Here is a 25,307-nt window from a genome sequence, read left to right as displayed (position 1 = left end):
AGTTCCTCATCACGCATGATGGAAGTGTAAGACCGATGTCCGACTGTTGTCAGACTGATCTACCGCCGTGCCCCGCTGTCCGGAGGTTGCTGTGAGCGCAACGCACGAGGTCCTCAACCAGACTCCGCCGCTGATCGGCTTCAGCACGGCGGACGATGCCGCGCTGCTGGAGGCGCTGCGCCGCGAGGGAGCCGAGTGGGGCGAGCCGGAGGTCCGGGAGCTGGGAGCGCTGGCGGGCTCCGCCGAGGTGCAGGAGTGGGCGCGGCTGGCCGAGGCGCACCCGCCGGTGCTGCACACCCACGACCGCTACGGTCACCGGGTGGACGAGGTCGAGTACCACCCGGCCTACCACCAGTTGATGGCCGCCGCGGTGAACAGCGGCCAGCACGCCGCGGCGTGGCGGGAGTCCCTGACCGGCGCCCATCTGGTGCGGGCCGCCAAGTTCTACGCCTTCGCGCAGGCCGAGCCGGGCCACGGCTGCCCCATCTCGATGACCTACGCCGCGGTCCCGGCGCTGCGCGCCCAGCCGGACCTGGCCGCCGTCTACGAGCCGCTGCTGGGCGCCCGTGCCTACGACTTCGGGCTGCGGCCGCCGCTCGGCAAGCGCGGACTGATCGCGGGCATGTCGATGACCGAGAAGCAGGGCGGCTCGGACGTGCGCGCCAACACCACCGCCGCGGTGCCGGCGGCCGACGGCAGCTATCTGCTCACCGGGCACAAGTGGTTCACCTCGGCCCCGATGAGCGATGTCTTCCTCACCCTGGCGCAGGCGCCGGAGGGGCTGACCTGCTTCCTCGTCCCCCGGGTGCTGCCCGACGGCTCGCTCAATCCGATGCGGCTCCAGCGGCTCAAGAACAAGCTGGGCAACCGCTCCAACGCCTCCTCCGAGGTCGAGTACGAGCAGGCCGTGGCGTGGCGGGTCGGCGAGCCGGGCCGGGGGGTGCGCACCATCGTGGAGATGGTCAACGTGACCCGGCTGGACTGTGTGATCGGCTCGGCCGCGGGCATGCGGGTCGGACTGCGGCAGGCCCTGCACCACGCCGAGCACCGGCGGGCGTTCGGCGCCGAGCTGATCGACCAGCCGCTGATGCGCAATGTGCTGGCGGATCTGGCGGTGGAGTCCGAGGCGGCCACCACCTTGGCGATGCGGCTGGCGGCGGCCCTGGACCGGTCCGAGGCCGGGGACATGGCCGAGGCGGCGTTCCGCCGGCTGGCGCTGGCCGCGGGCAAGTACTGGGTGTGCAAGCGGGGCAGCGCGCACGCCGCGGAGGCGCTGGAGTGCCTCGGCGGCAACGGCTACGTCGAGGACTCGGGCATGCCCCGGCTCTACCGGGAGGCGCCGCTGCTGTCGATCTGGGAGGGCTCGGGCAATGTGGCCGCGCTCGACGTACTGCGGGCGCTCAGCCGCGAGCAGGGCGCGCTGGAGGCGTTCTTCGCCGAGGTGGACACGGCAGCGGGTGCCGACCCGCGGCTGGACGCGGCCATCTCCCGGCTGCACAAGCTGCTGCCGCAGCTCGCCGATCCGCAGTCCGCGCAGGCGCTGGCCCGGCGGCTCGCCGAACAGCTGACGCTCGTGCTCCAGGGCAGCCTGCTGGTGCGGTACAGCGACCCGGCGGTGGCGGACGCCTTCTGCGCCTCGCGGCTGAGCGGGGACTGGGGGCACGCCTTCGGCACGCTGCCGCCGGGCGTCGACACCGGCCGGATCCTCGACCGGGCGCGGTTCAAGGAGGCGCGGTGACGGCTCGCCCGGCCACGGTGCGTACCGAGCGGGCGGGCCCGGTCACCACGGTCGTGCTCTCCCGCCCCGAGGTGCGCAACGCGGTGGACGGCGCGACGGCCGCCGCGCTGACCGACGCCTTCCGCGCCTTCGACGCCGACCCGGCGGCCAAGGTCGCGGTGGTCTGGGGCGAGGGCGGCACCTTCTGTTCGGGCGCCGACCTCAAGGCCGCGGGCACCGAGCGGGGCAACCGGGTGGCGGCGGAGGGGGACGGGCCGATGGGGCCCACCCGGCTGCGCCTGTCCAAGCCGGTGATCGCGGCGGTCAGCGGGCACGCGGTCGCCGGCGGGCTGGAACTGGCGCTCTGGTGCGATCTGCGGGTCGTCGAGGAGGACGCGGTGTTCGGCGTGTTCTGCCGCCGCTGGGGCGTACCGCTGATCGACGGCGGCACGGTGCGGCTGCCGCGCCTCATCGGGATGAGCCGTGCCATGGATCTGGTGCTGACCGGCCGTCCGGTCCCGGCCGCCGAGGCGTACGCGATGGGGCTGGCCAACCGCCTCGTACCGCCCGGCCGGGCGCGGGCCGAGGCCGAGCGGCTGGCCGCCGAGATCGCGCGCTTCCCGCAGCGCTGCCTGCGCGCCGACCGGGAGTCCCTGCTGGCGCAGCAGGGGCTGGGCGAGACGGAGGCGATGGCGGCCGAACTGCGCGGTGGGCAGGCCGTGCTCGCCGAGGGGCTGGCCGGTGCCGCCCGCTTCGCGGCGGGAGCGGGCCGGCACGGCGACTTCACCGCCCTGGGAACCGAGAGCGGGATCGCGGACGGCCGCTAGGCCGCGCACTGACCACCACCCGCGACGGCGTCGCCGGGGGCGATGCGGCGGCGGCCACTCCGTGGCAGGCCGGCTCGGCGCAGGCCAGGTCAGCAGGAGGCCGGTTCGGCAGCAGGCGGATCAGCGGGAGTCCGGCTCGGCGCAGGCCAGGTCAGCGAGGTGGGCCGGAGGGCAGGAGGTGCAGCTCGACCGGGCAGTTCTCCGGCCGTCCGCCCCGCCCGGGGACCGCGGAGGCGCGGGCGGCGATCTCGACCGCGCGCTCCCGGCTCGCCACGTCGATCACCCAGTAGCCGGCGAGGATCTCCTCCGCCGCGGCGTGCGGCCCCGTCGTCACCTCGGGCTCCTCGCCCTCCGTGGCCCGTACCGTCGTGACCTGGCTCGGCCCGCCCAGCCCGCGCGCCTCCACCAGCTCCCCGGTCCGCGACAGGTCGTCGTTGATGGCGACCATGTGCTCGACCATGGCCTGGAACTCCTCGGCGGAGTAGGCATCGATATCGGCGTCCCAGCTGTTCTGCTTTCCGAACAGCTGCACCATGAACTGCATCCTTCTCAAGCTCCTCGTCCCGGGGCGGGCTTCTCGCTCCAGGTGGGCTCCGCGCAGTCGAGGGCATGCGTCGGCCGAGCCACCGGATCCGTGGACCAGCCTTAAACACCACGCAGGCGAATCAGGCCTCGATTCCGCCTATCGGGCGAATCATCGCGCCCGAACGGGTGCCGGTCTCGCGCACGGCACAACATCATCATCGTGAACCGATGGAAGCGCGCACGACGTGCGGGCCTGGCAACAACGGCGCTGCTCGTCGCCTCGGCGGCGGCGATAGCCATCGCGGACGACGGTAACGGCAGGGGGCATGGACACGGGCGGCGCGGAGGTCCCCCGGGCCTGTGCGCCATCGCGTCCGCCAGCCCGGGCCGGGGCGAAGCCTGGGTGGGCCGGTGCCCCACGCCGACACCCACCCCGACTCCGACCCCCACCCCGAGCCCCACACCCACACCCAGCCCGACGCCCACACCCACGCCGAGCCCGACACCGACGCCCACCCCGACCCCGAGTGCCGTCAGGCCGTCCCCCAGCCCCCCGCGGCCGACCCCCGCCGCTCCCCCGGCTCCCGAACCCAGCCGCGCCGCGCCACCGCCCCCGATCCGGCAGGCGGCCCCGGTGACCGAGCCGTCCCCGACCCGCGCACCGGTGCCCAAGCCGGCGGACACGCCACACCGGGCCGTCGACATACCCACTTATCACCAGTCGGCGCGCCGCGAGCCCGATCGCGGCACCTCGCCGGTCACCTCCACCCTGCTGCTCACCGCGCCCGCCGTGCTCGCGGCCGCCGCGCTCCGTCCCCGTTCGCGCGCCGGCTCCGGTGGCCGGCGGCGCGGCTGACGACCCTGGGAGGTCATCCATGTCCGAATGGCTGGTGCTGCTGATCGCGATGGCCGCGGCGTGCGCGGTCGTCCTGATCATCACCGTGCTCAAGGAACGGCGGGTGGGCGAGGACTACGACCCGTCGGAGACCCCGGACGTCATCGAGTACATGACGATGATGGTCGGGGTGGTCTACGCGATCGTGCTCGGGCTGGCGATCGCGGGAGTCTGGGAGTCACGCGGGGCCGCCCAGGACGGCGTGCGGCTGGAAGCCCAGGCGCTCCACGAGGTGAGTGAACGGGCGGCCGCCTATCCCGCGCCGGTGCGGGACCGGATCCGTGGTGATGTCAGCGCCTATGTCGACCACGTGGTCGGCACGGAGTGGAAGGTCATGATCGACAAGGGGGAGCTGACCGAGCGCGGTGACGACCTGCTGCGTCAGATCCGTCTCGACGTGATCCACCACGCGCCGCGCAACGACATCGAGGCGCAGACCTATCAGCCGCTGGTGGACCAGGTCGCCGCGGCCGCCGACGCGCGGGGTGCCCGCCAGCAGAACGCGGGACCCACCCTGCCGGGGGTGGTCTGGTTCGGACTGCTCCTCGGCGCGGTGCTGACCGTCGGTCTCATCTTCACCCTGCAGATCCGGCGCTCCGGACGCGAGTTGCTGCTGGCGGGGCTGTTCAGCATGCTCATCGCCTTTCTGCTCTTCCTGGTCTGGGACTTCGACGCGCCCTTCGGGCATTCGGTGAGCGATTCGACGGGGGCGTTCACCGACCTGTTTCCCACCTGACGGGCAGGTGCTTGACCTGTTGCGGAGGTTCCGGTTGCCCGGACCCGCGGCGCCCGCGCGCCGCGGGTCCGGGCATTTGGCCGAGCACACTGCGGAGCATGACGCACCTCCGGACCCGCGCCGGCCGCGTGCCGCGCCCGGGGGCCGGGCGAGCCGCTGAGCGCGCGTTGGTGTCGAGGCACCCGTGGGCGGTCACCGATCGGCGGATCCAGCCTCACAACTTGACCACAAATTCCACACATCCCTCTCTTCATATGGGCCCCGATGGTCTAGATTGACCGTGCTTCAGCTGTTCCACGAGGCGAGCACTAGTGGTCTACAGGTCCGGCGCTACGGATGGCCAGCAGTCGCGTCCGCGGCGCCGGACGTGTGGGTGATCAATTCTCGGAGCCCGTGAGGGGGCCTTGGGTGTGGGGAGCACCCGGGGTCAGGACGGGTTCCGGCGCACCTCAAAAATCTGGCAGGGCATGCGGGTTGGCTGCCGCCAGGGTGGGTTGTTCAAGCGGCTCCGAGCACGTCGAATCACTGGGGACCTGGGGGGTTCTGTGCGGCGAGGGGGATTAGTCAGCCCGTTTTCGTCAGAGTGCGGGCATCTGGCGAACGGGGCAATCAGTCGGCCCGCGATCGATTGGGAGCAGCGGTACCGCCGTACCGTGATCACCAGCGATACCGTGACCACCGCCTTCGTGGTGGCGGCGATCGGCAACTTCTTCGGGGCCCGGGACGCGGCCAACTGGCACGAGAAGTGGGGAATTCTCGCGTTCGGCACCGAGCTGCTGGTGCTGGGGGCGCTTGCGGTGAGCCGGTCGTGGGCTCCGGCCGTGCTCGGCCAGGGCGCCGAGGAATTCCGCCGGCTCGGCCGCTCGCTGTTCATGGCGACCGTCGTGCTGGCGCTCGGCGGGATCGCCCTCACCTCGCGCAACATCAAGCTCTGGATCTTCGTCGCGATCCCCGCGATCGCGCTCGTCACCATGACCGCGCGGTATCTGCTCCGCCTCTGGCTGCACAAACAGCGGAAGGAAGGACGGTGCCTGCGATCGGTGCTCGCTGCCGGGAGCCTGGCCACCGTGCGCGACCTGATCACCCGGACCCGTAAGTTCCCGCACCTCGGCTGGCGGGTGGACGCGGTGTGCACCACGGACGGTGCCGGGCCGGGCGGTGACCGACTGGACGGAGTGCCGGTCGTCGGCCGACTGACGGACGTCGCGGGCAACGTCCGCCGCGACGGCTACCGTGTCGTCGCGGTCACACCGGACCCGCACTGGTCACCGGACCGGCTGCAGCGGCTGGCCTGGAACCTCGAGGGCAGCGATGCCGAGATGGTCGTGGCCCCGGTGCTGATGGAGGTGGCCGGCCCGCGGCTGCACGTCGACGCGGTGCTCGGGATTCCGCTGCTGCGGGTCAGCATGCCGACCTTCACCGGGGGCCGCCGGGCGGTCAAAGCGGTCGTCGACAGGATGGGCGCGGCGATCCTGCTGATGCTGTTCGCGCCGCTGATGGTGCTCGTCGGGCTGCTCGTGGCGGTGGACAGCCGGGGCGGGGTGTTCTACCGCCAGCGCAGGGTCGGCAAGGACGGCCGCGAGTTCACCATTCTCAAGTTCCGCACCATGGTCGCCGGGGCCCACGGGGCACGTGCCGGGCTGGCCCACCGCAACGAGGGCGCCGGCCTGCTGTTCAAGCTCCGCCGGGATCCGCGGGTGACCCGGGTGGGAGCGGTGCTGCGCCGGTACTCGATCGACGAGCTCCCGCAGCTTTTCAACGTGCTCACCGGATCGATGTCGCTCGTCGGACCGCGGCCTCCGTTACCGGAGGAGTCCGCCGCCTACGGCCCGGACATCCGGCGGCGGCTGCTGGTCAAGCCCGGACTCACCGGCCTGTGGCAGATCAGCGGACGCAGCGACCTGCCGTGGGAGGAGGCCGTCCGGCTGGACCTGCGGTACGTGGAGGACTGGTCGCTCGCCCTGGACACGGTGATCTTGTGGAAGACGCTGCGTGCGGTGCTCCAAGGGCAGGGGGCCTACTGATGCGCGGGGGGCGGCGCCGTACAGCCGGCGCACGGACCGCAGGCCGCAGGGGCCTGCCTGGGGGGAGGAACGGGTCATGAGAGTCAGCGTTTTCGGGCTCGGCTACGTGGGCTGCGTGTCGGCCGCGTGCCTGGCGAGCCTGGGGCACGAGGTCATCGGGGTGGACGTCAACCAGGTGAAGGTCGACCTGGTCAACAGCGGCAAGGCCCCGGTGGTCGAGGAGCGGATCGGCGAGCTCATCGCCGAGGTCGTGCGCACCGGAGCGTTACGCGCCACCGGCGACGTGCGCGAGGCGATCATGGGCAGCGAGGTGTCGCTGGTCTGCGTGGGCACGCCGTCGGAGGCCAACGGCAGCCTGTGCACCACGTACCTGGAGCGGGTCACCGAGCAGATCGGCGCCGCGCTGGCCGAGGCGGCCGAGCAGGGGGGCCGGCACACCGTCGTGTTCCGCTCCACCATGCTGCCGGGCACCTGTATGAACCTGCTGGTGCCGATCCTGGAGAAGTACGTCGGCGGCACGGCCGGGGTGGACATCGGGGTCGCGGTCAACCCGGAATTCCTGCGCGAGGGCACGAGCGTGCGGGACTTCTTCGACCCGCCCAAGACCGTCATCGGCGAGCTCGACGCGGCCAGCGGCGACGCGGTGATGGCACTGTACGACGGCTTGCCCGGCGAGGTGTTCCGAGTGCCGGTCCCGACCGCCGAGGCGATCAAGTACGCGGACAACGCGTTCCACGGCCTCAAGATCGGCTTCGCCAACGAGCTGGGCGCGGTGTGCCAGGCGCTCGGGGTGGACTCGCACCAGGTGATGGACGTGTTCCTGGCCGACCGCAAGCTGAACATCAGCCCCGCCTACCTGCGGCCCGGCTTCGCCTTCGGTGGCTCCTGCCTGCCCAAGGACCTGCGCAGCCTGGTCCACGCGGCGCAGCGGGCCGACGTCTCGGTGCCCATCCTCGCCCACGTCCTGCCCTCCAACTCCGACCATCTGCAGCGCGCGGTGGAGCTGGTCGAGCGCACCGGCAAGCGCCGGGTGGGCCTCTTCGGGCTGTCCTTCAAACCCGGCACCGACGACCTCCGCGAGAGCCCGCTGGTCGAGCTGGCGGAGAGGCTCTTCGGCAAGGGCTACGACCTCAAGATCCACGACGCCAACGTGAGCCTCTCCCGGCTTCTCGGCGCGAACCGCGAGTACATCGAGAGCCGGCTGCCGCACCTCGCGCAGCTGCTCGCGGACTCCGTCGAGGAGGTGCTCGAACACGCCGAGGTGTGCCTGGTCGGAACCAGGGATCCGGCCGTGCTGTCGGCGCTGCCCCATGGTGACAGCCCGGTGATCGTCGATCTCGTCCGCCTTCCCGACGCCGAGGCGCGCCGGACCGAACCGGGGTACATGGGTCTTGCTTGGTGACATAACCAGCGGCGCCGGGCCGGCCCGGCGCGCGCTGATCCTGGTGGAGAACCTGTCGGTGCCCTTCGACCGGCGGGTGTGGCAGGAGTGCACGACGCTGCGCGACGCGGGCTGGGAGGTGCACGTCATCTGCCCGCGGGGGGAGAAGCGGGACACCGAGCCGGAGGCGGTGATCGACGGGGTGCGGATCCACCGCTACCCGTTACGCGCGGCCACCGGGGGTCCGGCCGGGTACCTGCGGGAGTACGGATCGGCTTTGTGGCACACGATGCGACTGGCCCGCAAGGTCGGCCCGGTCGACGTGGTCCACGCCTGCAACCCGCCCGACCTGCTGTTCCTGCCCGCGCTGTGGCTGAAGCGGCGCGGGGCGCGGTTCGTCTTCGACCAGCACGACCTGGTACCCGAGCTGTACCTCTCCCGGTTCGACCGTGGCGAGGATCTGCTCTACCGCGCCGTGTGCGCGCTGGAGCGGCGGACCTACCGGGCCGCGGACGTCGTGCTCGCGACGAACGAGAGCTACCGGGACGTCGCTGTGCGCCGCGGCGGACAGCGGCCGGAGGACGTCTTCGTGGTGCGCAGCGCGCCCGCGATCGAGCGGTTCCAGCCGGTGCCGCCCGAGCCGGAGCTGAAGCGCGGCAAGCCCCATCTGCTCTGCTACCTCGGCGTCATGGGCCCTCAGGACGGCGTCGACTACGCCCTGCGGGCCCTGGCGAAGCTGCGCGACGAGCTTGGACGGACCGACTGGCATGCGGTGTTCGTCGGCGCCGGCGACGCCTTCGACGCGATGGTGGAGCTGTCCCGGCGGCTCGGGCTCGCCGAGCAGGTGCAGTTCACCGGGCGCGTTCCGGACGCCGACCTGGTGCGCTATCTGTCCACCGCGGACGTGTGCCTCTCCCCCGACCCGCGCAACCCGCTCAACGACGTGTCGACCATGAACAAGGTCCTGGAGTACATGGCGATGGGCCGGCCGATCGTCTCGTTCGACCTGAAGGAGGCGCGCGTCTCCGCCGGTGAGGCCGCCGTCTACGCGCCCGCCGATGACGAGGCCGAGTTCGCGGGGCTGATCGCGCTGCTGCTGGACGATCCGGAGAAGCGGGCCCGGATGGGCAAGATCGGCCAGGAGCGGATCAGCGGGCCGCTCTCCTGGCGGAACTCGCAAGCATCGCTGCTCGCCGCCTACGCCGCTGCCTGCCGTGACCACGCTCCGGTGTCGTCGGGCGTCCCGGTCAGGACAGGGAAGAGGCCGCGCAGTTGAGCGATGAGACGATACGCCTGGTCACGATCGGGCGGATTCTCCGTCGGCGCCGGCGGCTTCTCGCCATCCTCGCCGTGCTGGGCGCGCTCGTCGGCTACGGCGCCTCGCTGCTGCTTCCGCCGCGGTACACGACGTCGGCATCGGTACTGCTGCCGGGGCAGTGGGAGGAACGCGAGCTGCTGACCCAGGTGGAGGTCGCGACCAGTTCGGTGGTGGTCGACCGCGCGGCCGTAGCCCTCGGCTGGTCCGGGGTCAGCGGAAGCGAGCTGCGGGATCGAGTGAGCGCCAAGGCCGCCAACGGGAACATCATCAAGATCTCGGGTACGGCCGAGACCCCGGAGCGTGCGCAGCGGCTCTCCGACCAGGTGGCCCAGGAGTTCGTCGCCTTCGCCGCGCGGCTCGCGGGCGATGCCACCGACCCCGAATCAGCGGTGTCGCCCGAGGACTTACGGAAGATGGTGGTACAGACCGACCGCCACATCACCGAGCTGGCCGAGGCGGCCGATCCAGGGCGGACGGTGGAGAGCGTGCAGGCCCGCACCGAGCTCGAAAAGCTGCGTACGGCGCTGCAGGAGGCCATGCGGAAGCTGGACGAGGCCGACCCGGCGACCAACCAGGCCGGCATGGTCGTCATGGGGCCGGCGGCCCGGCCGACCGGCGAGGCGGCGCCGACGAGGACGCAGTTCATCGTCGGCGGAGCGCTGCTGTTCTTCCTGTTCGCGGTCATCGGCCATCTCGCCGCCGCACGGGTGAGTCGCCGGCTGCGCACCGCGCCGGAGATCGCCGCGGCGCTGGGCTCCGCGCTGCTGGGTAGCGTCGAAGTGACCGGTGAACGGCCCGCGCACCGGCCGAAGGGCGGTGGCCCGCGGGCCTGGATCCACTGGCTGCTGGGCGTCGACACCCGGTGGGACGTGCCGGCCCCGCGGATGTCCGGCGACGAGGCCGGCAGGCGGATCCGCTACCGGCGGGTGTGTGCTCGCCTGCGGGACCAGTCGCCGGCCCCCCGGCGGCTGCTGGTTGTCGTACCGGATGGCGACGAGATCGCCCGCCGGGCCACCGGGCAGCTCGTCGCCGAGGCCGAGAGCGATCCTTCCCCGACCTCTTCGAGCAGGGGATACCCCGTGCTGCGGGTGGTGGGGGTCTCGGTGTCCCGGCCGCTGGTGCCGGACCGCGACACCGAGTCCGGTGCCCTGGTGGTGCTCAGCGCGGGCAGCTGGACCGCGGAGGAGCTCGCCGGCATCGCCGAGGCGTGTGCGGAGGCGGGGCATGAGGTCGTCGGCACCGTTGTCGCCGGCACGGTCCGGGCCCGTCCGACGCGGTCCGCCGGCCCTCCTCCCGACGAGGCCACCTTGGCGCTCGCGGGTCGCGGCCAGGCGACGGGAGGTTCGGTGTGACGACGAGCGAGACGCCGAAGTCGTCGGCCGCCGCTCCGCTGCTGGACCTTCAGGCACTGGTGGCGGCAGTGCGCCGGCGCCGCCGCCTGTGGTGCTCCCTGGCGCTGCTGGGGCTGCTGGTCGGCGCGGCGGTGGCGGTCCTGCGACCGCCGCCGCCGACCGCGGTGACCAAGGTGCTGGTCGTGCACAAGGAGGACCAGCCGAACGACACCGGGACGCTGATCCGCACCGACGTCGCGCTGCTGCAGACCACGCGGATCGCCGACAAGGCCCTGCAGTCCCTGAAGTCCCCGGAGAACCCGGAGGACTTCATGCAGGACTACCGGGGTACCGGCCTGACCAACAACCTGCTGCAGATCGAGGTGACAGGTGACAGCGACGAGGAAGCGGTGGCCCGGGCCGAGGCTCTGGCCGACGCGTTCGTCGCGGACCATGTGAGGCGGATGCGGGAGACCGCGAAGGCCGAGGCCAAGGCCCTGCTCGACCAGCGTGACCGCATGCGGAAGGAACTCGCCGAGGTCAACGAGGCGATCGGAGACGGGCCGCCGGTCAGCGGCCGGAAGACGTCGGCGAGCATGGAGTCGCTCTTCGCCCGCCGGGCCGAGCTCGCGTCAAGGATCGCCGACTTCGACCAGCGCGCCGAGGAGGCGCGCATCGGCACGCCCCAGGTCATCGCCGGCACGCAGATCGTGGACGCCCCGCGCGCGGTGCGGCACTCCCTGCCCAGGGCCGCTGTCACCAACGCCGTGATCGGGCTCGTCCTGGGGCTGGCCCTCGGGCTCGCGGTTGCCGCGGTCGGCGCGGTGGTGGCGGACCGCCCCGTACTGCGCCGGGAGATCGCGGCGAACCTCGGCGCCTCGGTCATCGCGGAGCTGCCCCGCGCGCCCCGCCGGCCGGCCAGGCTGTGGCAGCGCCGAAGGACCCGGGCGGCGCGGACAAGGCTCACCGCCTCCCTGGCCCGCACCGTGCGCCGCTCCGCGGAACCGGTGTCGCTGCTGGAACTGGGCTGTGCGCGCAGCACGAGCGTGATCGCCCTGAACGTCGCCAGGGCGCTGGCGGAGGAGGGGCCAGTGGTCGTCATCGATGCTCTGCCCGGCCAGCAGCTCGCGTCCCGCAGCCCGAAGCCAGGCGACCCGGACGTGGTCAGCGGCGACCGTGCCGCGGCCGCGTCGCCGCAGGGGCTCCGGCTCGGCGTCGGCTCGGTCGCGCCCGGCACGGCGTGGACCGACCTGCAGTACCTCGGCACCCGGACCGTGCTCGTGGTGCGTGCCGGGCACGGCAGCGCCGCATGGCTGCACACCGTGGCGCGGCAGCTCGCGGAGCAGGGCATCGAGGTGATCGGTGTGGTGCTGATCGACCCCGATCCGCGTGACCGGACCGACGGCACGCTGTGGGACGGGCCGCACATCACGCCGCGGGGCCACCACGAGCGGCCGGCCCGGCAGAACGGTGGGGGTACTCCCCCAGCTACCGCTGGGGGCACCCCCACCCACGCCGTTCAGGCAGTGGGAGAGGGCCGGCGGCGGACGGAGTGGCTGCCGATGTGGGCGGCACGGGTCGCGGACAGCAACCAGGAGGCGCGGTAGTACATGTGTGGCATCGCAGGCACGTACCGATGGCCGGACGGGAAGGTGGTGACCGACCGGCTCACCGAGACCCTCGCCCACCGCGGTCCGGACGGGGCGGGCCGGTACGGCCATCCCGTCGGTGACGGCGAGGTGCACCTCGGGCACCGCCGGCTGGCCATCGTCGACCTGTCCGAGACCGGCGCCCAGCCGATGGTCTCGGGCGGCCTCGTCCTTACCTACAACGGCGAGTTGTACAACGCGCCCGAGCTGCGTGCCGAACTGGCGGCCGCCGGGGTGCGCTTCCGCGGTACCTCCGACACCGAGGTGCTGCTGGAGGCCTGGCGGCGCTGGGGCACCGACTGCCTGCCCCGGCTGCGCGGCATGTTCGCGTTCGGGATCTTCGACGAGCGCACCGGCGACCTGGTGCTCGCCCGCGACCAGCTCGGCATCAAGCCGCTGTTCCTGCTCCGGCGCGGCGAGGGTCTGGTGTTCGCCTCCGAGCTCAAGGCGCTCGCCGCCGCCACCGGCGGGTCGCTGGAGGTGGACCATGCGGCGCTGGTGGCCTCGCTGCTGTACTACTGGGTGCCGGACTCGCGGTGCGCGTTCCGCGAGGCGGAGAAGCTGCCGCCGGGGAGCTGGCTGCGGTGCCGGCCCGACGGCCGGGTGGAGCGCGGCCGGTTCTGGAACCTGAGGGACGTCGCCGCCGAGGGCCGGGAGCGGGCCCGCGGCGGCGAGCAGCCGGACCTGGCGGCCATCGTCGAGGAGTCGACCCGGCGCCACCTGCTCTCCGACGTACCCGTGGCGACCTTCCTCTCCGGCGGTCTCGACTCCAGCTACCTGACCGCGCTGGCGGCCCGCGACCGGCCCGGGATCTCCGCTTACACGATCGGGTTCCGCGCAGCGGACGCCAGGTTCGAGGCGATGCCGGACGACCTGCGCTATGCCCGGCGGGTGGCCGAGCGGTTCGGCGTCGACCTGCATGAGATCGAGATCGCTCCCGATGTGCTCGACCTGCTGCCGCGGATGACGTACCACCTGGACGAGCCGATCGGCGATCCCGCCGCGATCAACACGTTCCTGATCTGCTCGGCCGCCCGGGAGGCGGGGGTGAAGGTGATGCTCTCGGGGATGGGCGCCGACGAGCTGTTCGCCGGTTACCGCAAGCACCTGGCCAATCTGATCGCGCTGCGCTACCAGCGCGTCCCGCGGCCGCTGCGGCGCGGGGTGTCCGCGGCCGTGGACCGGCTGCCGGTCGCGACGCGCCGCCGGGGGTTCCGGTCGGTGCGCTTCGCGAAGCGGTTCCTCTCCTTCGCCGATCTGCCGGAGGAGACCGCGTTCCGGCGCAGCTACACCATGTACGACCAGGACGAGCTGCTCGCCCTGGTCGATCCGGACCTGGCCGGGACGGTCGAGGACGTGCTGACCGAGCACGCGGACGTCTACCAGGACAACGATCTCGACGACTTCGTCAACCGCATGTGCCTGGGTGATGCCCGGATGTTCCTGCCGGGTCTGAACCTCGCCTACACGGACCGCTCCAGCATGGCCGCGTCGACCGAGGTGCGGGTGCCGTATGTGGACGTCGAGGTGGTCAAGGCGGCGTTCGCCGTGCCCGGTGATCGCAAGATCGTCGGACGGCAGGGCAAGGCCGTCCTCAAGGAGGCGGCCTGCTCGATCCTGCCCCGGGAGATCGTGTACCGGCCCAAGGGCCTCTTCAGCGCCCCGCTGCGCGCCTGGATGAGCCGGGATCTGGCACCGCTGGTGCGCGAGGTGGTCAACGACGGCGTGCTCGTCCGTTCCGGGATCCTGCGCCGCGACGCGCTTCAGCGGCTCGTCGCCGAGGACGCCTCCGGGCAGCGGGACTACTCCAAGCATCTGTGGCACGTACTGACCCTCGAGTACTGGTATCGCGACGCGACCTCTGGGTCCGGCCAGCGCACTCGGTTGACGGCTTAGGAATCAGAGGAGTTCGGGTGAAGCAGGTTGTACAGAACTACAAGAGCGGCGAGCTGGCGGTGCTCGACGTGCCGGTGCCGGGGTGCAAGCCGGGTGGTGTGCTGGTCCGCAGCGCCTTCTCGCTGATCTCCACCGGGACCGAGCTCATGAAGGTGTCCGAGGCCGGCATGTCGATGCTGGGCAAGGCCCGCTCCCGGCCTGACCAGGTGGCCAAGGTCATGCAGAGCGTGGCCACCAACGGGGTCCCCGCCACCTACCGCAAGGTGATGGGCAAGCTCGACTCCTACACGCCGCTGGGCTACTCGCTGTGCGGGGTGGTGGAGCAGGTGGGCGCCGGGATCGACGACGTGAAGGTCGGCGACCTCGTGGCCTGCGCCGGCAACGAGCACGCGTTGCACGCCGAGCTCAACTGGGTGCCGAAGAACCTGTACGTCCCCGTGCCGGACGCCCTCGCGCCGCGGCACGCGGCCTTCGGCACCGTCGGGTCGATCGCCATGCAGGGCGTCCGCCAGGGCGAGCCGCACCTCGGCGAAGTGGCGCTGGTCATCGGCCTCGGGCTGATCGGCCAGCTGGTGGTGCAGCTCCTCGCCGCCTCGGGGGTCCGCGTCGTCGGCGCCGACCCCGACCCGGTGCGCTGCGAGCTCGCCGCGCGCCTGGGTGCCGCGGCCTGCGGCGATCCCGCCTCCGCGGCCGTGGAGACCGCCGTCGCCGAACTCACCGACGGACACGGCGTGGATCAGGTGTACCTGGCCGCCGGCGGCGGCAGCAACCAGCCCGTCGAGCTGGCCGCCAAGCTGTGCCGGGACCGCGGCCGGGTCGTCGACATCGGCAAGTGCCGCCTGGACCTGCCGTGGAACGCGTACTACGAGAAGGAGCTCGACGTCCGGTTCTCCCGCAGTTACGGCCCCGGACGCTACGACCCGGAGTACGAGCTTCAGGGGCGCGACTACCCGATCGGCTATGTGCGCTGGACCGAGCGCCGCAACCTGGCGTGCTTCCTCGATCTCCTCGCCCGCGGCAGCGTCGACGTGGAGCCCCTGATCTCCCACATCGCCGACTTCGACGACGCCGTCGAGACGTACCAGCGCCTGAAGGACGGCGACCTGAAGGCCGTGGCCGTGCTGTTCCGGTATCCCCAGCAGGAGGGGAGGGCGGAGGAGGCGGGGGCCCCGGCGGTGGTCGTGCCCGCGGTGGCTGTGCCCACCAAAGGCATGAAGCGGAGTCCGGCCCGGGCCGCCACGACGCCGGTGCGGCTCGCGTTCGTCGGCGCGGGAAACTACGCGACGTCGATGCTGCTGCCGCACCTGGCCCAGCGCGAGGGTATCGAGTTGTCGACCGTCGTCACCACGACGGCGCTCTCCGCGGCCAACGCGCAGCGGAAGTTCGGCTTCGCCGAGGCGACCACGGATCTCGACGCCGTGCTCGGCGACAAGTCCATCGACGCGGTGTTCGTGGTCACCCGGCACAGCTCGCACGCCGAACTGACCCGACAGGCGCTGCTGGCCGGCAAGACGGTCTTCGTGGAGAAGCCCCTGGCGCTTGACCAGGACGAACTGGCCGGCGTGCTCGCGGCGGTGGAGGAGTCCGGCAACGACCGGCTGCAGGTGGGCTTCAACCGCCGGTTCGCGCCGCTGCTGCGGGAGGCCAAGCGGCGGTTCGGCGCCCGGACCGGTCCGGCGAGCCTCCGCTACCTGGTCAACGCGGGCCGGCTGCAGCCCGGCAGCTGGTACCTCCGGCAGGGCACCGAGGGCTCGCGGTTCGCCGGCGAGGGCGGACACTTCATCGACACGGCGAGCTGGCTGCTCGATGCCGACCCGGTCTCGGTGTACACGGTCGCCACCTCCGGCAACGAGGACCTGCAGGTCGTGCTCGGCTACCCGGACGGATCCACCGCCACCATCAGCTACCTCACCACCGGCCCGGCCGGCCTCCCCAAGGAGACGCTGGACCTGGTCGCCGACGGCAAGGCGCTGCGGCTCGACGACTTCGTCCGTGCCTCGGTGTACTTCGAGAACAGCACAGCCGGCCGCAAGCGGTGGATCAGCTCGCGGCTGCCCAAGGCCCGGGACAAGGGCCAGAACGCCGAACTGGCCGCGTTCGTCAAGGCCGTGCGGACCGGCGGGCCGATGCCGGTGCCGCTTCAGTCGCTGGCCGCCACCACTGCCGCCACCCTCGCCGTGCAGGCCGGCCTGGCGAGCGGTGCGCCGGTGACGTTGGAGCAGGCACGATGACGATGAGCGCGGGCTGGTATCTGCGGCGGCTGTCCCGGATGGGGCCGCAGGAGGTCGCCGGCCGGGTGAGCGACACGGTGCGCAGACGGCGGTGGCGGTCCGCGCTGCCCGACTGCCCGAGCGTGACCGGCGCCCGGTTCACCGCGGTACTGCCCGCGGGGACGATCGCCGCGGTGCCACCGGACGCCGCGAAACGCCTCATCGCCGAGGCGGACCGGCTGATGGACGGGCACGCCGAGTTCTTCGGGGTGGTCCGCGACGACCTGGCCGATCCGGACTGGTGGTCGGACCCGAAGACCGGGCGCCGGGCGCCGGGGGGCTACGCCTTCGACGTGCCGTACCGGAACGAGGACACGGTCGGCGACATCAAGCAGATCTGGGAGCCGTCCCGGCATCAGTACCTCACCCGGCTCGCCGCCGCCTACGCGATCACCGGGGACGAGCGGTACGCCGAGCGCGTCGCCGAGCACCTGCGGTCGTGGTGGGCGGCCAACCCGCCGCTGCGCGGCGTGCACTGGATCAGCGGCATCGAGCTGGGCATCCGGCTGCTGTCCTGGGTGTGGATCCGCCGGCTGCTCGACGGCTGGCCGGGCGCGGCCGGTCTGTTCGAGGACAACCCGGTGGCGCTGAACCAGATCTGGCACCACCAGCGCTGGCTGGCCGCCTTCCCCAGCCGGGGGTCATCGGCGAACAACCACGTCATCGCCGAGGCCGCCGGGCAATTCGCCGCGGCCTGCGCGTTCGGCTGGTTCCCCTCCTCGGAGCGCTGGCGGGCCGACGCGCTGCGGTCGCTGGAGCGGCATCTGCGCGGCAACACCTTCCTCTCCGGCCTCAACCGCGAGCTGGCCTCCGAGTACCACGGGCTGGTGCTGGAACTCGGTCTGGCCGCGGTGGCCGAGGCGGATGCCGCGGGCGTGCCGGTCCCGGCGACGGTCCGGCTGGTGCTGCTGCGGATGACCGACGCGCTCGCGGCCGTCGTGGACAGCCGGTTGCGGCCGCCGCGCCAGGGGGACGCGGACGACGGGCACGGTCTGATCCTGGACGGCGTGGGCACCGACCGCTGGGGCTCGCTGCTGGCCACCGGGGACGCCGTGTTCGGCCGGCTCGCCTGGTGGCCGGCAGTGACCGGCACCGATGTGCGCACCCCGTTGCTGGCCGCGCTCATCCGGCCGTACTCGAAAGACGGAACCGCACCGGCCGTGTCCCGTCCTCCAAGCCGACCGGCCCACTTCGCCGACGCGGGGCTCACCATCCTGCGCGGTCCGGGAGAGATCTGGTGCCGCTGCGACGGGGGTCCGCACGGCTTCCTGTCCATCGCCGCGCACGCCCACGCGGACGCGCTGTCCGTGGAGGTCCGGCACGACGGGGTCGACGTGCTCGCCGACCCGGGGACGTTCTGCTACCACGGGCAGCCCGAGTGGCGGCAGTACTTCAGGTCGACCCTCGGCCACAACACCCTGCGACTGGACGGCGCTGACCAGTCCGTCTCCGGCGGCCCGTTCCTGTGGACCCGGCATGCCAGGAGCCGGGTCCTGGTCGCGGAGACCTCCGGCGCGGGTGTGGCCCGCTGGTGTGCCGAGCACGACGGTTACCAGCCCTCCGTGCACCGCCGCCGGGTGGAGCTGACCGCCGCAGCCAAGGAGCTGCGGGTGGTCGACGAGGTGCGCGGCCCGCGCCGGGCCGTGCAGCTGGCGTTCCACCTCGGCCCGGCGATCGCCGCGGACCTGGCGGGAAACCGGGCACAGCTCACCTGGACCCGGGACGGCGAGGACCGCTCCGCGGTGCTCGACCTGCCCGGACAGCTGTCCTGGCGGGCGCACCGCGGCGAGACCGATCCTTCCCCAAGCTCTTCGAGCAGGGGATACCCCATGCTGGGCTGGTACTCCGCCGGATTCGGGCGCAAGGAACCCGCCACCACGCTGGTCGGCACCGGCTTCACCGACGGCGCGGAGGGCTTCACCACCGTGCTCAGGTTCCGCGGCTAGGGGGGCGCGTGGGGATCAAGAAGCGGCACTGGGCGTGGGCGGCATCGCTGGCACTGGCCCTGCCGGCGGCGACCGGCTGTGAGAGCACCTCGCACGCCGAGGCGAAGCCGACCGCCGCGTCGTCCACGCCCGTGGCCCGGGTGTGCGCCAAGCCCGCGGCCGGGCCGGCGAAGGCACCGGCGGGCGCGGTGACGGTCGACCCCGCGGTCGTCGGTGACCTGGCGGCGAAGACCAGGAGCAACCCCGCGCACACCACGTTCTGGCTTCGACCGGGCCGGCACAGGCTCGCCTCGGACCGCTATGCCCAGGTCATCCCCAAGGAGGGCGACCGCTACCTCGGTGCGCCGGGCGCGGTGCTCGACGGCGGGAAGAAGAACCAGTACGCGTTCGGCGGTGGCGCCCGCGACGTCACCATCCGCCACCTGACCGTGCAGCGTTTCGTCGCGCCGCACGACGAGGGCGTGGTCAACCATGACTCGGCCGACGGGTGGGTGATCGAGCACGCGACGATCCAGTACAACTCCGCCGCCGGGCTGATGGCCGGTGCCCGCCAGCGGGTCCGCGCCAGCTGCCTGCGCGGCAACGGTCAGTACGGCATGAACGCGTACAAGGCCAAGGGCCGTATCAGCGGCCTGGTGGTCGAGGGCAACGAGATCGTTGGCAACAACACCGGCGGCTGGGAGCGGCGGCGGAAGGGCTGCGGCTGCACCGGCGGCATCAAGTTCTGGGCCGTCGACGGCGCCGACATCCGCGGCAACTGGGTGCACGACAACCGCGGAACGGGGTTGTGGGCGGACACCAACAACAACGACTTCCGCATCGAGAACAACGTGCTCGAGGCCAACGACGGTGCGGCGCTGATCTACGAGACCAGCTACAACGCGGTCATCCGGAACAACAGGATCCGGCGGAACAACTGGGTCGAGGGCCGCGGGGGCGCCTCCCGCGGCGACAACTTCCCGTACCCGGCCATCTACCTGTCCGAGTCCGGTGGCGAACCACGGATCCGAGCCCGCACCGACAAGATCGAGATCTACCGGAACGTGCTGGAGAACAACTGGTCCGGGATCACCCTGTGGGAGAACGCCGACCGGTTCTGCAACAGCCCGGCCAACACCTCCTCCGGTGACTGCACGTTGCTGGTGAAGAAGACCGCACGCTGCGCACAGCCGGCGATCGCCAAGCCACCGCTCCACGCCGACTGCCGGTGGAAGACCCAGCGGGTGGACATCCACGACAACCGCTTCGTGCTGGACAAGTCCGTCGTCAAGTGCACGGTGAAGTGCGACCGCATGGCGGTGCTGGCCAACTACGGCACCTATCCGGACTGGTCGCCGTACAAGGGCGAGCGGGTCGCCGAGGCGATCACCCGCAAGCAGCACAACCGCTGGCACGACAACGTCTACCTCGGACCATGGACGTTCGTCGCCCACGACCCGAGCCGGACCCTGGACTCCGCGCAGTGGCAGGGCACGCCGTACCGGCAGGACGCGGGCAGCACCTTCCGCGCACGGGACGGTGGTTGAGATGAGCCCGGACCACACCGACCACACCGACCACACGCCGAAGATCGTCGGGACAGTCTGGGGGCTGCTGGTCCTCAACACGCTCGGCTCCGCCGGGGCGAAGACCATCGTCCCGCTCCCCCGGTCCCTCATCCAGATGGTCACCATGGGCGCGCTGGTCACCGCGTTCGCGCTGGCGCTCATACTCAATCTCCGGCTGCGCGTCCGGGCCAGCGCCTACGTGTTCCTGCTCACCCTGCTGCTGGTACCGAGCGTGATCTCCAGCGCGAACCTGGAGTCCGGGTTCGGCGCGCTGTTCCGCTGCACCCGACTGGCTCTCTTCGTCGGCACGCTGTGGCTGCTCAGCCGCTGGTGGGACGGCGGCCTGTCGTTCGTCCGGCACCACATCCGGATGTACTTCGCGGTGCTCGGGACGGTCGCCGCCGGCCTGGTCATCTCACCGGGCGCGGCCCTGCCCGAGCTCTACGGCGGGCGGCTGGTCGGCGCGGTGTGGCCGCTCACCCCGCCGCAGATCGGACAGTACGCGGCGGTGATCACCGGGCTCACCGTGCTGCTCGTGCTGGGCCGCCGGATCGACCGGGCCAGTGCGGTGGTGGTCATCGTGCCGTCGCTCGTCCTGCTCGCCCTGACCCATACCCGCACGGCCACGCTCGGCATGATCATCGGTCTGGCGTTGGCGATCGGCTCCCTCATCCTGACCAGCGCCGCCGCCCGCCGGTTCTTCACCTGGGCGGTGCTGTGCGCCGTGGTGGCCGCGGTGGGTTTCGCCTCCGCGCTGCGGGCGTGGTTCCTGCGCGGACAGAGCCAGGAGAACTTCTCCAACCTCACCGGTCGGGCCAAGGTCTGGGACGCCCTGCTGGCCGCGCCCCGGTCGACCTCGGAGAAGTTGTTCGGCGTGGGCCTGGGCGACAAGTCGTTCGGCGGGCTGCCGATCGACAACAGCTGGCTGGCCGTCTACCACGAGCAGGGTCTGACCGGCGTCGCCCTCGTGGCGGCGATCATCATCGTGCTGGGCGGCGTCGCGCTGCTGCGGCCACCGTCGTTGCAGCGGGCCTGCGCGATCTTCCTGATCAGCTACTGCGCGATCGCGTCGTACACCGAGGCCGGGCTGGGGGACGCCTCGCCGTATCTGCTGCACCTGGCCGTGGCCGCCTCGCTGCTGGCGGCACCTGCCGCGGCCACTCCCCCCTCGACGCCCGAAGTCCCACGGCAACGCGTCCCGCGATGGGCCCGCAGATCGGAGGTTCCTTGAGCATGCACGTCCTCGTGGTGCACAACCGCTACGCCTCGGCGCAGCCGAGCGGGGAGAACAAGGTCGTCGACCAGGAGGTGGCGCTGCTGCGCGGGGCCGGCCACCGGGTCGAGGTGTTCGAGCGGCGCAGCGACGACATCGCCGCCCGGTCCCTGCTGGGCAAGGCCGCGGTACCGCTGCTGGTGCCGTGGAACCCGGCGGTCCGCGCTGAGCTCGCCGCCCGGCTGCGCAGCGAGCGGCCGGACGTTGTGCACGTCCACAACGTCTTCCCGCTGCTGTCGCCGGCGGTGCTGGCCGCCTGCGCCGACGCCGGTGTGCCCGTCGTCGCCACGCTGCACAACTACACCCAGGTCTGCCCGCCCGGCACGCTGCAGCGGGACGGACGGCCGTGCACCGAGTGCGTCGGGGCCGCGCCGCTGCCCGCCGTCCGGCACGGCTGCTACCGCGACTCCCGGCTGGCGACGGTGCCGCTCGCGGTCAGCCTGTCGGTCAACCGGCGGCGGTGGTGGTCCGGCGTGGAGCGGTTCTTCTGCATCTCCGCGGCGCAGCGCGAGGTCCTGGTGCGGTCCGGCATGCCGGCCGAGCGGCTGGCGGTGAAGCACAACTTCGTGCCCGATCCGGACGACCGCCGGGTGGGCGAGGGCGAGCATCTGCTCTATCTGGGCCGGCTCGCGGCGGCCAAGGGCGTGCGGCTGCTCATGGCCGCGTGGGACGAGATCGCGGCGGGCGGTGGTGTGGGCGTGCCGCTCGTGGTCGCCGGCGCGGGGCCGCTGGAGCGCGAGGTGACCGCCTGGGCGGCGGGCCGGGACGACGTGCGCTGCGTCGGCCTGTTGGACGCGGCGGAGAGCCGGAAGGCCGTCGCGCGAGCGGTCGCCGTGGTGGCTCCCTCCACGTGGCTGGAGGCGTTCGGCCTGGTGGTCGTGGAGGCGATGGCGGCCGGGGTCCCGGCCGTCGCCGCCGGTCACGGCGCCTTCGTCGAACTCGTCGAGGACGGCGTGACCGGGCTGCTGCACCGGCCGGGCGAGTCCACCTCGCTCGCGTCCCGCATACGCCGGATCGCGGCCGAGCCGGCCCGCAACCGGGAGATGGGCCAGGCGGCCCGGCGCCGTTACGAGCAGGGCTTCAGCCCGGCCGTCGGGCTGGAGCGCCTGGTGGAGGGGTACCGCACCGCGATCGCGGTGCGGTCAGGCGGCGGGGACAGCCCGCCGCCGACAGGAAACGAAAAGCACCGGCTCGCGACGGGACGCCCGCGCGAGCAGGGGGGATGGAGACAGTAGATGACACGATGCCGACTCTGCGGCTCGGAAGCGATGGCGAGCGTCGTCGACCTCGGGGCGACGCCACCATGTGAGAGCTTTCTCGCCGCGGACCAACTGGACCGGCCGGAGCCGGCGTACCCGCTGCACCTGCGGGTCTGCACCGACTGCTGGCTGGCGCAGATCCCGCCGCTGATCACGCCGGAGGAGACGTTCAGCGAGTACGCGTACTTCTCCTCCTACTCGACCTCCTGGGTGGAGCACGCGCGCACGTTCGTCGCCGACGCCGTACAGCGGGTCGGACTCGACGCTGAAGGCTCCGACGCCTTCGTGGTCGAGGTGGCGAGCAACGACGGGTACCTGCTGAGGCACGTGGTGGACCGGGGAATCCGCTGCCTGGGCATCGAGCCGTCGGTGAACGTCGGCGCCGCGGCGCGGGAGGCGGGGGTGCCCACGCTCACGGAGTTCCTGAGCCCGGAGACCGGCTCGGCCGTCCGCGAAGAGCACGGTCCGGCGGATCTCGTCGTGGCCAACAACGTGTACGCGCACATCCCCGACGTGGTCGGGTTCACCCAGGGGCTGCGCGCCCTGGTCGCCGACGACGGCTGGGTCTCCATCGAGGTGCAGCACCTGCTGACCCTGATCGAGGAGAACCAGTACGACACGATCTACCACGAGCACTTCCAGTACTACACGGTCGCCTCCGCGATCCGGGCGCTGGCGAGCGGCGGACTGACGCTCGTGGACGTCGAGCTGCTGCCCACGCACGGCGGCTCCATCCGGCTGTGGGCCCGGCCGGCCGAGGTGGCCGGTGAGCCGACGGATGGGGTATCCCCTGCTCGAGCGGAGCCGAGAGCTTGGGAAAGGGTGGCGGACGTGCTGGCCCGGGAGAAGGCCGCCGGGCTGCAGGAGCTGTCCGGGTACGCGGAGTTCTCCGCCCGGGTGGCCAAGGTGCGCCGGGACCTCCTCAAGTTCCTCATCGAGGCGGCCGAGCAGGGCAGGACGGTCGTCGGCTACGGCGCCCCGGGCAAGGGCAACACCCTGCTCAACCACTGCGGCATCCGGCCCGACCTGCTCGCGTACACGGTCGACCGCAACCCCTACAAGCACGGCAGGTTCACCCCGGGGACCCGCATCCCGATCCTGCCGCCCGAGCGGATAGCCGCCGACAAACCGGACTACGTCCTCGTCCTCCCGTGGAACCTGCGGGCCGAGCTGACCGAGCAGCTGTCCTTCGTGCACGAGTGGGGCGGCCGGCTGGTCTTCCCCATCCCGGAACTGAGCATTGTCGAGGTCAATCGATGAAGGTCGTGCTGTTCTGCGGCGGTTACGGGATGCGGATGCGCAGCGGTGCCGCCGACGACGTGCCCAAGCCGATGGCGATGGTCGGCCCGCGGCCGCTGATCTGGCACGTCATGCGCTACTACGCGCACTTCGGGCACAAGGAGTTCATCCTCTGCCTCGGCTACGGCGCCCACCACATCAAGGACTTCTTCCTCAACTACGAGGAGACCACCTCCAACGACTTCGTGCTGCGAGGCGGGCGGACCGAGCTGCTGTCCACCGACATCGCGGAGTGGACGATCACCTTCGCGCAGACCGGCATCGAGTCACCGATCGGCGAGCGGCTGCGCCGGGTGCGGCACCACCTGGACGGCGACGAGATGTTCCTCGCCAACTATGCCGACGTGCTCACCGACGCCCCGCTGCCGGAGATGATCGAGAACTTCGCCCGGCGCGACGCCGGTGCGTCGATGATGGTGGTGCCGCCCCAGTCCTCGTTCCACTGCGTGGACCTGGGCGAGGACGGCCTGGTGGGGGGCATCACCGCGGTGAGCGAACTGCCGCTGTGGGAGAACGGCGGCTACTTCGTGCTCCGCCAGGAGGTCTTCGACCACATACCGGAGAACGGGGACCTGGTCGCCGACGGATGCGCCCAACTGGCCAAGCGGGGCCGCCTGGTGGCGCACCAGCACCGCGGCTTCTGGAAGCCGACCGACACCGTGAAGGAGCGGGCCGCGCTCGACGAGGCCTACGCCCGGGGCGACCGCCCGTGGGCCGTGTGGGAGCGGGACAGCGCGGCGGTGAGCGCGTGATCCGGCTCGGGGCCGGGCGGCGCCCGGACCGGATCGTCGCGGTGGGCGCGCACTGCGACGACATCGCCATCGGCGCCGGCGGCACGCTGCTGACGCTCTGCCATACGCGGCCGGGTATCCGCGTCGACGCGCTGGTGCTCTCCGGCGGCGGCACCGAGCGGGAGCAGGAGGAGCGGGCCGCGCTCGCCGCCTTCTGCCCGGGCGCCGACCTGCGGCTGACCGTGCACAAGCTGCCGGACGGCCGGATACCCGTGCACTGGGACGAGGCGAAGGCCGCGGTCGAGGAGCTGCGCGAGCGGACCGACCCGGATCTGATCCTGGCCCCGCGCACCGACGACGCGCACCAGGACCACCGCGGCCTGGCGCAGCTGATACCCACCGCCTTCCGCGACCACCTGGTCCTCGGCTACGAGATCGTCAAGTGGGACGGCGACCTCGGCCGGATGGCCGCGTACCAGCCGCTGTCGCCGGAGATCGCCGAAGAGAAGGTACGGCTGCTGCAGGAGCACTACCCCTCGCAGCTCCACCGGCCCTGGTACGACCGGGAGGCCTTCCTCGGCCTGGCCCGGATCCGCGGCATCGAATGCCACGAGCGCTACGCCGAGGCGTTCGCCGTCACCAAACTCACGCTCGACCTGGGCACTTTCACTGTGGGGGACTGA

The 25,307-nt window shown here is 72.1% G+C and carries 19 protein-coding genes; 18 read left to right on the top strand and 1 reads right to left on the bottom strand.

From position 1 onward, the window contains the following. Nucleotides 1-91 precede the first annotated feature (91 nt). Both AC4BDD_RS28315 and AC4BDD_RS28310 read left to right on the top strand, forming a co-directional pair. Complete coding sequence (locus tag AC4BDD_RS28315; protein ID WP_490688304.1) at nucleotides 92-1,738, top strand: acyl-CoA dehydrogenase family protein; 1,647 nt, start codon at nucleotides 92-94, stop codon at nucleotides 1,736-1,738. After that, a complete protein-coding gene (locus AC4BDD_RS28310; protein ID WP_490688303.1) occupies nucleotides 1,735-2,544 on the top strand; it encodes a crotonase/enoyl-CoA hydratase family protein in 810 nt (269 codons plus the stop codon). The genes AC4BDD_RS28315 and AC4BDD_RS28310 overlap by 4 nt, the downstream gene beginning before the upstream one ends. A gap of 151 nt (nucleotides 2,545-2,695) precedes the next feature. Here the strand turns inward: AC4BDD_RS28310 and AC4BDD_RS28305 are convergent, their stop codons facing one another. Then, a complete protein-coding gene (locus AC4BDD_RS28305; RefSeq protein ID WP_490688302.1) occupies nucleotides 2,696-3,079 on the bottom strand; it encodes a YciI family protein in 384 nt (127 codons plus the stop codon). Nucleotides 3,080-3,703: 624 nt separating this feature from the next. On the opposite strand from AC4BDD_RS28305, the gene AC4BDD_RS28300 reads away from it, so the two are divergent. The 16 genes from AC4BDD_RS28300 to AC4BDD_RS28225 all read left to right on the top strand — a co-directional run bounded on the left by AC4BDD_RS28300 (nucleotide 3,704) and on the right by AC4BDD_RS28225 (nucleotide 25,307). Further along, nucleotides 3,704-3,925, top strand: a complete 222-nt coding sequence (locus tag AC4BDD_RS28300; protein ID WP_490688301.1) for a hypothetical protein — start codon at nucleotides 3,704-3,706, stop codon at nucleotides 3,923-3,925. A 19-nt stretch (nucleotides 3,926-3,944) separates the two neighbouring features. Beyond that, nucleotides 3,945-4,700 carry a bestrophin-like domain gene (locus tag AC4BDD_RS28295; protein ID WP_490688300.1) on the top strand — a complete coding sequence of 252 codons (756 nt, stop codon included), beginning with the start codon at nucleotides 3,945-3,947 and terminating at the stop codon, nucleotides 4,698-4,700. A 545-nt stretch (nucleotides 4,701-5,245) separates the two neighbouring features. Beyond that, nucleotides 5,246-6,724, top strand: coding sequence for a sugar transferase (locus AC4BDD_RS28290; protein WP_490688299.1), 1,479 nt, complete (start codon nucleotides 5,246-5,248; stop codon nucleotides 6,722-6,724). Between the two features lie 76 nt (nucleotides 6,725-6,800). After that, entirely contained in the window at nucleotides 6,801-8,126 is a 1,326-nt protein-coding gene (locus AC4BDD_RS28285; RefSeq protein WP_490688298.1) for a nucleotide sugar dehydrogenase, read from the top strand. Continuing rightward, a complete protein-coding gene (locus AC4BDD_RS28280; protein WP_490688297.1) occupies nucleotides 8,116-9,381 on the top strand; it encodes a glycosyltransferase family 4 protein in 1,266 nt (421 codons plus the stop codon). Before AC4BDD_RS28285 ends, AC4BDD_RS28280 begins: the two co-directional genes overlap by 11 nt. Next, nucleotides 9,378-10,775 (top strand): Wzz/FepE/Etk N-terminal domain-containing protein, encoded by a 1,398-nt coding sequence (locus tag AC4BDD_RS28275; protein ID WP_490688296.1) that lies wholly within the window; start codon nucleotides 9,378-9,380, stop codon nucleotides 10,773-10,775. Before AC4BDD_RS28280 ends, AC4BDD_RS28275 begins: the two co-directional genes overlap by 4 nt. Beyond that, nucleotides 10,772-12,361, top strand: a complete 1,590-nt coding sequence (locus tag AC4BDD_RS28270) for a Wzz/FepE/Etk N-terminal domain-containing protein (RefSeq protein ID WP_490688295.1) — start codon at nucleotides 10,772-10,774, stop codon at nucleotides 12,359-12,361. Before AC4BDD_RS28275 ends, AC4BDD_RS28270 begins: the two co-directional genes overlap by 4 nt. A 3-nt stretch (nucleotides 12,362-12,364) precedes the next feature. Beyond that, on the top strand, nucleotides 12,365-14,299 hold the full coding sequence (gene asnB / locus AC4BDD_RS28265) for an asparagine synthase (glutamine-hydrolyzing) (protein WP_490688294.1): 1,935 nt from the start codon (nucleotides 12,365-12,367) through the stop codon (nucleotides 14,297-14,299). Between the two features lie 17 nt (nucleotides 14,300-14,316). Then, complete coding sequence (locus tag AC4BDD_RS28260) at nucleotides 14,317-16,530, top strand: bi-domain-containing oxidoreductase (protein WP_490688293.1); 2,214 nt, start codon at nucleotides 14,317-14,319, stop codon at nucleotides 16,528-16,530. Further along, nucleotides 16,527-18,515: a heparinase II/III family protein gene (locus AC4BDD_RS28255; RefSeq protein ID WP_490688292.1), complete on the top strand. Its 1,989-nt coding sequence runs from the start codon at nucleotides 16,527-16,529 to the stop codon at nucleotides 18,513-18,515. Before AC4BDD_RS28260 ends, AC4BDD_RS28255 begins: the two co-directional genes overlap by 4 nt. Before the next feature lie 8 nt (nucleotides 18,516-18,523). Continuing rightward, a complete protein-coding gene (locus tag AC4BDD_RS28250) occupies nucleotides 18,524-20,041 on the top strand; it encodes a right-handed parallel beta-helix repeat-containing protein (protein WP_490688291.1) in 1,518 nt (505 codons plus the stop codon). A 1-nt stretch (nucleotide 20,042) separates the two neighbouring features. Beyond that, nucleotides 20,043-21,293, top strand: coding sequence for an O-antigen ligase domain-containing protein (locus tag AC4BDD_RS28245; protein WP_490688290.1), 1,251 nt, complete (start codon nucleotides 20,043-20,045; stop codon nucleotides 21,291-21,293). Nucleotides 21,294-21,295: 2 nt separating this feature from the next. After that, a complete protein-coding gene (locus AC4BDD_RS28240) occupies nucleotides 21,296-22,570 on the top strand; it encodes a glycosyltransferase (protein ID WP_490691966.1) in 1,275 nt (424 codons plus the stop codon). Continuing rightward, nucleotides 22,571-23,854, top strand: a complete 1,284-nt coding sequence (locus AC4BDD_RS28235; protein ID WP_490688289.1) for a class I SAM-dependent methyltransferase — start codon at nucleotides 22,571-22,573, stop codon at nucleotides 23,852-23,854. Next, a complete protein-coding gene (locus tag AC4BDD_RS28230) occupies nucleotides 23,851-24,645 on the top strand; it encodes a glycosyltransferase family protein (RefSeq protein WP_490688288.1) in 795 nt (264 codons plus the stop codon). The genes AC4BDD_RS28235 and AC4BDD_RS28230 overlap by 4 nt, the downstream gene beginning before the upstream one ends. After that, nucleotides 24,642-25,307: a PIG-L deacetylase family protein gene (locus AC4BDD_RS28225; RefSeq protein WP_490688287.1), complete on the top strand. Its 666-nt coding sequence runs from the start codon at nucleotides 24,642-24,644 to the stop codon at nucleotides 25,305-25,307. The genes AC4BDD_RS28230 and AC4BDD_RS28225 overlap by 4 nt, the downstream gene beginning before the upstream one ends.

This window comes from Streptomyces sp. JLBT605, assembly GCF_058215555.1.
This window is presented reverse-complemented; position numbering and strand designations above follow the sequence as displayed.

What these genes read in the sequence shown, in the direction of transcription:
- AC4BDD_RS28305 (WP_490688302.1), bottom strand. Translation starts at nt 3,079, where the DNA reads ATGGTGCAGCTGTTCGGAAAGCAGAACAGCTGGGACGCCGATATCGAT.
- AC4BDD_RS28295 (WP_490688300.1), top strand. Translation starts at nt 3,945, where the DNA reads ATGTCCGAATGGCTGGTGCTGCTGATCGCGATGGCCGCGGCGTGCGCG.
- AC4BDD_RS28285 (WP_490688298.1), top strand. Translation starts at nt 6,801, where the DNA reads ATGAGAGTCAGCGTTTTCGGGCTCGGCTACGTGGGCTGCGTGTCGGCC.
- asnB (WP_490688294.1), top strand. Translation starts at nt 12,365, where the DNA reads ATGTGTGGCATCGCAGGCACGTACCGATGGCCGGACGGGAAGGTGGTG.
- AC4BDD_RS28255 (WP_490688292.1), top strand. Translation starts at nt 16,527, where the DNA reads ATGACGATGAGCGCGGGCTGGTATCTGCGGCGGCTGTCCCGGATGGGG.
- AC4BDD_RS28245 (WP_490688290.1), top strand. Translation starts at nt 20,043, where the DNA reads ATGAGCCCGGACCACACCGACCACACCGACCACACGCCGAAGATCGTC.
- AC4BDD_RS28240 (WP_490691966.1), top strand. Translation starts at nt 21,296, where the DNA reads ATGCACGTCCTCGTGGTGCACAACCGCTACGCCTCGGCGCAGCCGAGC.
- AC4BDD_RS28235 (WP_490688289.1), top strand. Translation starts at nt 22,571, where the DNA reads ATGACACGATGCCGACTCTGCGGCTCGGAAGCGATGGCGAGCGTCGTC.
- AC4BDD_RS28230 (WP_490688288.1), top strand. Translation starts at nt 23,851, where the DNA reads ATGAAGGTCGTGCTGTTCTGCGGCGGTTACGGGATGCGGATGCGCAGC.